This is a genomic window from Kitasatospora sp. NPDC004799 (assembly GCF_040609095.1).
Classification (GTDB): domain Bacteria; phylum Actinomycetota; class Actinomycetes; order Streptomycetales; family Streptomycetaceae; genus Kitasatospora.
In genome coordinates this window covers 1-6830 of sequence record NZ_JBEXJK010000423.1, presented here as the reverse complement: position 1 = coordinate 6830, position 6830 = coordinate 1, and the positions used below count along the sequence as shown (strand labels likewise).

Here is a 6830-nt window from a genome sequence, read left to right as displayed (position 1 = left end):
TCCACCAGGTGTGACATCGGCCACATCCGCCCCGCCGGGCGCCGGCCGGCCACCGGCCGCAACAGGCAAACCCGCAGGTCAACTTCGCCGCCCGGCAGGATCTCGGCCGGACGCACCGGCGGGGCCTCGTTGCGGACCTCGACCCGCAGCCGGCGGCCCTTCGCCCGGACCCGTACGTGCACCGCCGCCTCCGGGGCGTACTTGGTGATGTTGGTGAGCGCCTCCTGGACGGTGCGGTAGGCGGCCCGCTCGACCGCCTCCGGCCACGGGCGGTCGCCGGGGAGCAGCTCGGTGTCGGCGGCCAGGCCGCTCTCCTCGATCAGCCGGGGCAGGTCGGCCAGCCGGGGCTGCGGGGCGAGCGGGGCGTCCGGCAGCCCGCCGGTGCCGCGCAGCACCCCGACCATCTGGCGCAGTTCGTCCAGGGTCCGTACGGCCAGTTCGCGGATGGTGCGGGCGGTGGTCACCGCGGCCGGGTCGGCGCTGCTCACCTGGAGCGCGCCGGCCTGGATGCTGATCAGGCTGACCTGGTGCGAGACCACGTCGTGCATCTCCCGGGCCAGCCGGCCGCGCTCGCTGATCAGCACCCGCTCGGCCAGCAGCCGGCTCTCCCGCTCCTGGCCGCGGGTCAGCTCGTCCAGGCGGGCGGCCAGTTCCCGCCGGGTGCGGGCGAGCAGACCGGTGGCGGCCGGGCCGGCCGCCAGCATCACGGCCTGGATGGCGTCCAGCGCGGTGGCGCGGCTGAGGTCGAGGACGTCCTCCGGCAGCGGCCAGTGGAAGAACTCGACCAGGGCGAACAGGGTGCCGCAGGGGATCACGACCCGGGGGCGGGGGCGCTCGGCGGCCACCGAGTAGACGGCCGCTATCGGGGCCAGCCAGATCTCGTCCACCCAGCTGCCCGGCATGGTGAGCAGCAGCACCGTCACCGGGAAGCGGCGGCGCCAGAACAGCGCGACGGCGGCCAGCGTGGACAGCGACACCTGCCACCAGGCGGCCTCCCGGGCCACCAGGGCGGCGTCCAGCAGGGAGTAGAGGACGGGCAGCAGCAGCATCAGCCAGGGGGCGGTGCACCAGGCCGGCAGCCGTCTGGACGGCAGTTGGTCGGCGGCCGTCATGCCCCGTCGCCGGGCTTGGGCCGGACCAGTCCGGCCCGGTGGGCCAGGACGGCGGCCTGGACCCGGTTGGCGGCGCCGAGCTTGCCGAGGATCGCGCTGATGTGGTCCTTGACCGTGCCGGTGCCGAGGAAGAGCCGGTCGGCGATCTCGGCGTTGGACAGGCCCTCGCCGAGCAGCGAGAGCACGTCGAGCTCGCGGCCGGTGAGGGTGCGGGCGAGCGAGGTGGCCTCGGCGTCCGGGCCGCCGCCGTCCACGTAGCCGCCGATCACGGTGCGGGTGACGGTCGGGGAGAGGATGTTGCCGCCGGCCGCGAGCACCCGGACGGCGTGCACCAGCTGCTCGGGGGCGGTGTCCTTGAGCAGGAAGCCGGCCGCGCCGGCCCGCAGCGCGGTCCCGATGTACTCGTCGGTGTCGAAGGTGGTGAGCATCGCCACGGCGGGCGGGTCGGGCAGGGCGCGCAGGCGGCGCAGCACCGAGATGCCGTCGAGGTCGGGCATCCGGATGTCGAGCAGCACCACGTGCGGGCGCAGCCGCTGGACGTGCTCCTCGGCCTGCCCGCCGGAGCAGTCGCCGACCACCTCCAGGTCGGGGGCGGAACCGACGATCAGGCCCAGGCCGGAGCGGACCAGGATCTCGTCGTCGACGATCAGCACGCGGGTGGTGGTGATGGTGCCTCCTCGGTTCGGGCGGCCGGGTCGGGGCGGTCCGCGTGGGTCTTTCGAGAGTAGGGGCAGTGGTGCCCGGCCGCCGAACGTGCGGGGGGGTATCCACCCCCGCCGTTCGGCGGGGGTGGGAATCCGCTACCCGGTTCACGCATTTCTCAGGTTCGGTGGTGAAACATGGAGTTGGCTGACCCTTTTCCGGCCGGTTCCCATTCGGGCGGTCGGCCGGGTGAGGCCGCCGGTCAGTTCGCCGGGCCCGAGCGGGCGCCCGGCGGCGGGCCGTTCGCGGATGCGCCCCACCATCTGATCGTTTGGAATTGAGCTGTGTCGTCCACTGTGAAGTCGGAGCCGTCCGCCACCTCTCCCGGGCCCCGGCCCGGTGGCGCGCTCGACCGCTGGCGTCCGAGGGCCGCCGCGGCCTCCGTCTGGTACCTGCGGCTGATCGCCCTGCTGAACGTGGCGACGGTCCTGCTGGTGCCCTTCCGGGACCAGGTCTACGAGCACAACGAGGGCGAGTACTTCACCCCGTACCTGATGACCGCCGGCCTGGCCAGCGCGGTGCTGTCGGTGTTCCTGGCGATCGCGATGCGGCGGCGCAAGCGGGCCGCGTGGATCTTCAACACGGCGCTCGGCGGGATGTTCGCGCTGCTGTACCTGACGTTCATGCTGCTGCCGGACGAGCGCTTCGACACCCACCCGCTCAACTACGTCTCCACCGTCCTGACCTGCCTGTTCGTGCTGGCGCTGCTGATCGGGCGGAAGGAGTTCACGTCCAAGGGCGACAGCTCCAACCCGAAGACCGCGGCGGCCACCTTCGTCGGCGGGCTGGCGTTCGGCGGCGCGCTCGGCGCGGTGCTGGTCTGGCTGACCAACGAGCTCTCCGGCGCCGGCTTCTGGGACCTGTTCCGGTACTCCGTCGGCCGGATGATCACGATCACCCCGTCCGAGCACCTGCGCTCGGTGATCGCCGCGCCGACCTGGGTGAACGCCGCGATCAACTTCATGGGCGCGGTGCTCTTCCTGCTGGTGCTGTACGTGGCCTTCCGCAGCCCGCGCGGCAAGGAGCTGCTCACCGCCGAGGACGAGGCCCGGCTGCGCGGCCTGCTGGAGAAGCAGGGCGAGCGCGACTCGCTCGGCTACTTCGCGCTGCGCCGGGACAAGGCGGTGATCTTCTCCCCCAGCGGCAAGGCGGCCGTCACCTACCGGGTGATCGGCGGCGTCTCGCTCGCCTCGGGCGACCCGATCGGCGACCCGGAGGCCTGGCCGGGCGCGATCGACGCCTGGCTGGCCGAGGCCCGCGAGCACGCCTGGGCGCCGGCCGTGATGGGCGCCTCCGAGGAGGCCGGGGTGATCTACGCCCGGCACGGGCTGGACGCGCTGGAGCTGGGTGACGAGGCGATCGTCGAGCTGGACGAGTTCTCGCTGGACGGCCGTGCGATGCGGGTGGTCCGGCAGGCCTACAACCGGGTCAAGCGGGCCGGGTACACGGTGCGGATCCGCCGCCACGAGTCCATCTCCGAGGAGGAGATGGCGCAGCTGGTGGCCAAGGCCGACGAGTGGCGCGACGGGGCGACCGAGCGCGGCTTCTCGATGGCGCTCGGCCGGCTCGGCGACCCGGGCGACGGCCGCTGCGTGATGCTGGAGTGCCACGACGGGGACGGCGAGCTCAAGGCGCTGCTGAGCTTCGTGCCGTGGGGCCCGGACGGGCTCTCGCTGGACCTGATGCGCCGGGCCCGGGACACCGAGAACGGCCTGATGGAGTTCATGGTCATCGAGCTGCTGCAGCGCGCCGACGAGGTGGGGCTGAAGCGGGTGTCGCTGAACTTCGCGATGTTCCGCTCGGTTTTCGAGCGCGGTTCGCGCCTCGGCGCCGGCCCGGTGCTGCGGCTGTGGCGTTCGATCCTGGGATTCTTCTCGCGCTGGTGGCAGATCGAGTCGCTGTACCGCGCGAATGCCAAGTACCGGCCGATCTGGGAACCGCGCTACCTGCTCTTCGTGAAGAGCAGCGAGATTCCGCGGATCGGCATCGCGAGCGCGCGCGCCGAGGGATTCATCGTCGCGCCGAGCCTGCCCGCCCTGTTCCGCCGCCGGCACGCCCGGGCCGCCGTGGTGGCGCCCCGGGTCCCGGTGTCGGCCCGGGACGGGAAGGGGTAGCCCTCCGTCGGGGGGCGGAGGGAGCCGGTCGGTCGAAATGGGGGGCTGACGGGGCGACCGCCTCCCCCCAGAGGATGACCCGACTCCGCATCCGTGCCGATGTGGCTCTGTTTATGGGCTTCTAATGTTGGAGTAGTCGAGAGTTCGGGGATTCGGAGAAACGGTTGTGATGCACAGGACCCACGCGGGGGGCGTGCGAAAGGGGCCGCTGGCATTCGCCGGATCGGCCGCTGTCGCCGAGTGGGGCACGTTGTTCGCGACGGTCCGGGACGCGGTGGTGCGAAAGAAGTTCGCCGCGGTTCCGCTGGCCACGGTGGCGACGTTTCTGATCCTGCTGTTCAGCATCGTCCAGCACCTGCCGGGCGGCGAGCGTTTCGTCAACAACATCGGGGTGGTGCGGGCGGCGCTGCCGCTGGACGTCTCGCTGCTGCGGACGCCGCTCTCCCTGTACGTGCCGGCGCTGGACCTTCCGGTCTGGGGGGCGCTGGCCCAGGTGTTCGTGGTCTTCGCGATCGCCGAGATCGTGCTGGGCCGGCGGATGACCCTGGTGGTCGCCTACACCTGCACCCTGGCGGGCACGCTGTTCGCCCGGGTCGGCGTGGCGATCGGGCCGCACCACCTGTTCGGCTTCCCGAAGTGGGTCGCGTACGTGCGGGACACCGGGCCCTCGGCCGCGGTGGTGGCGCTGGCGATCTGCGTCGCGTTCCGCTGCCGGGCCTGGTTCACCGGCGGCCTGGTGGTGGCGGTGATGATCGGCGAGGCGGTCGTGCTGCCGAACCTGGCCGGTCTGGAGCACGTGGTCGCGGTGATCACCGCGCTGCTGATCGCCGTCTCGGTCGAGGTCTTCGGCGACTTCTGGCCGAGGGTGCTGGCCGGGGTCGGCGCCGCCACCTCGGTGGCCGCGGCCGCCTCGATGGAGGTCGCGGTGGAGGCCCGGCGGCGCCGCTCGGCGGGAGCCGTCATCCCCTGACGGGCGTTCGTTCCACCGGCCGCGTACGGGTGCCCGTACGCGGCCCTCGGGCGTCCGGGCGTCAGGCGTGCGGGAGCGGGAGCTCGAACCAGACGACCTTGCCCACCGCCTTGCGGGCGGTGCCCCAGCGTTCGGCGAGCTTGGTGACCAGGGTCAGGCCGCGGCCGGTCTCGCCGAGCTGCTCGGCCGGCTCCAGCGAGGGCAGGTTGTGGTTGTCGTCGCTGACCTCGACCAGCAGTTTGTCCACCCGGATCAGCTGCAGCGTCACGGTGTCCCGGGCGACCCGGACGGCGTTCGTCACCAGCTCGCTGACCAGCAGCTCGGTGGTGTCGCTGAGCGCCTCCAGGTGCCAGCCGGCCAGCTGCTCGCGGACCAGCGAGCGGGCCCGGCGGACCTCGCGGTGGTCCACGGTGAGGTCCCAGGTGGCCACCTCGGACGGGGCGACCCCGTCGAAGCGGGCCACCAGCAGGGCGACGTCGTCCTTGCGGTCGTCCGAGTGCAGCCGCCGCAGCACCTCGTCGCAGGCCTGCTCGGGGCTCTGCTGCGGGTCGATCAGGTTGCCGCAGAGCGCGGCCAGGCCGGCTCCTATGTCCCCGCCCCGGACCTCGACCAGGCCGTCGGTGCAGAGCACCAGCATCGAGCCGTCCGAGACGTCGATGGTCTTGGCGACGAACGGCACCCCGCCGACGCCGATCGGCGCGCCGGCCGGGATCTCCAGCAGCTCGCCGGTGCCGTCCGGGTGCACCAGGACGGGCGGGACGTGGCCGGCGCTGGCCAGCTCGCAGGTCCGGTTGATCGGGTCGTACACCGCGTACAGGCAGGTCGCGAGGTGGTCGTCGCCGAGCTTGTGGGCCAGGTTGTCCAGGTGGCGCAGCAGTTGGCCGGGCGGCAGGTCCAGGGCGGCGAGGGTCTGCATCGCGGTGCGGAAGCGGCCCATCGCGGCCGCCGAGTGGATGCCGTGGCCCATCACGTCGCCGACCACCAGGGCGACCCGGCTGCCGGGCAGCTGGATCGCGTCGAACCAGTCGCCGCCGACCTCGGCCTTGGGGTCGCCGGGCAGGTAGCGGTGGGCGATCTGCACGCCGGGGATCTGCGGCGGCCGGGTCGGGATCATCGAGCGCTGCAGGGTGGTGGCGACCCGGGCCTCGGCGCGGTGCAGCCGGGCGTTGTCCAGCGACAGCGCGGCGCGGACGGCCAGTTCCTTGAGGGTCGCGGCGTCGCTCTCGTCGAAGGGGGCGCGGTCCGGCAGCCGGAGCAGCTTGAGGATGCCCAGCACCGTGCCGCGGGCGGAGAGCGGGACGACCAGCATGGAGCGGCCGGAGACCACCGGGGCCAGCCGGGCGCCGCCGAGCGCGATCGCGTAGTCGACCGCGACGTCGGAGCTGACCACCGGGACCAGCACCGGCTGGTTCAGCTGCAGGGCCATCCCGGGCGGGGTGCGGCGGGGCATGCTGACCAGCGAGCCCTCGGCGAGCACGTGGTCCCAGGCGCCGCCGGTCTCGTTGTAGACCAGGGCGACTCGGCGCAGCATGGTGTCGTCGTCCGGGCGGGCGGCGGGCAGTTCGGAGTCCGAGATCAGCCCGTCCACCAGGTCCACGCAGGCGAAGTCGGCGACCCGGGGGACCAGCACCTGGCACAGCTCGTGGGCGGTGAAGCCGAGGTCCAGCGTGGTGCCGACCTTGCCGCCGACCTCGTTCAGCAGGGCCAGCTGCTCGCCGGCCTGCCCGTTGGTGAGGAACGGGCTGAGCCGGCCGCCGGGCGCGCCCTCGCCGCCGGCCGGGGCGGGGACCGGAACCGGGACGGCGGCGGTCGGGGCCTGGTCGGTCCGCAGCGGCGGGTGGCCGACGGCGGACGGCTCGACGGCGGTGTGCTCGATGGCGGTGAACGCGGGCTCGCGGCGGGTGATGGAGAAGAGCGGGCTGTCGTACGTCC

The 6830-nt window shown here is 73.2% G+C and carries 5 protein-coding genes; 2 read left to right on the top strand and 3 right to left on the bottom strand.

The window, feature by feature from the left end:
• Together ABZW03_RS34345 and ABZW03_RS34340 are read right to left on the bottom strand one after the other, a co-directional pair.
• Nucleotides 1-1112 (bottom strand): histidine kinase (locus tag ABZW03_RS34345; protein ID WP_355267323.1); only part of this gene is annotated, 1112 nt, incomplete at its 3' end.
• Nucleotides 1109-1759 carry a response regulator transcription factor gene (locus ABZW03_RS34340; RefSeq protein WP_355267329.1) on the bottom strand — a complete coding sequence of 217 codons (651 nt, stop codon included), beginning with the start codon at nucleotides 1757-1759 and terminating at the stop codon, nucleotides 1109-1111. The genes ABZW03_RS34345 and ABZW03_RS34340, both read right to left, overlap by 4 nt.
• Before the next feature lie 351 nt (nucleotides 1760-2110).
• Here ABZW03_RS34340 and ABZW03_RS34335 point away from each other — a divergent pair, with 351 nt between their 5' ends.
• Together ABZW03_RS34335 and ABZW03_RS34330 are read left to right on the top strand one after the other, a co-directional pair.
• Complete coding sequence (locus tag ABZW03_RS34335; RefSeq protein ID WP_355267326.1) at nucleotides 2111-3928, top strand: phosphatidylglycerol lysyltransferase domain-containing protein; 1818 nt, start codon at nucleotides 2111-2113, stop codon at nucleotides 3926-3928.
• A 313-nt stretch (nucleotides 3929-4241) separates the two neighbouring features.
• Nucleotides 4242-4898: a hypothetical protein gene (locus ABZW03_RS34330; RefSeq protein ID WP_355267321.1), complete on the top strand. Its 657-nt coding sequence runs from the start codon at nucleotides 4242-4244 to the stop codon at nucleotides 4896-4898.
• Between the two features lie 61 nt (nucleotides 4899-4959).
• Here the strand turns inward: ABZW03_RS34330 and ABZW03_RS34325 are convergent.
• A partial coding sequence (locus ABZW03_RS34325) for a SpoIIE family protein phosphatase (protein WP_355267318.1) occupies nucleotides 4960-6830 on the bottom strand: 1871 nt, incomplete at its 5' end.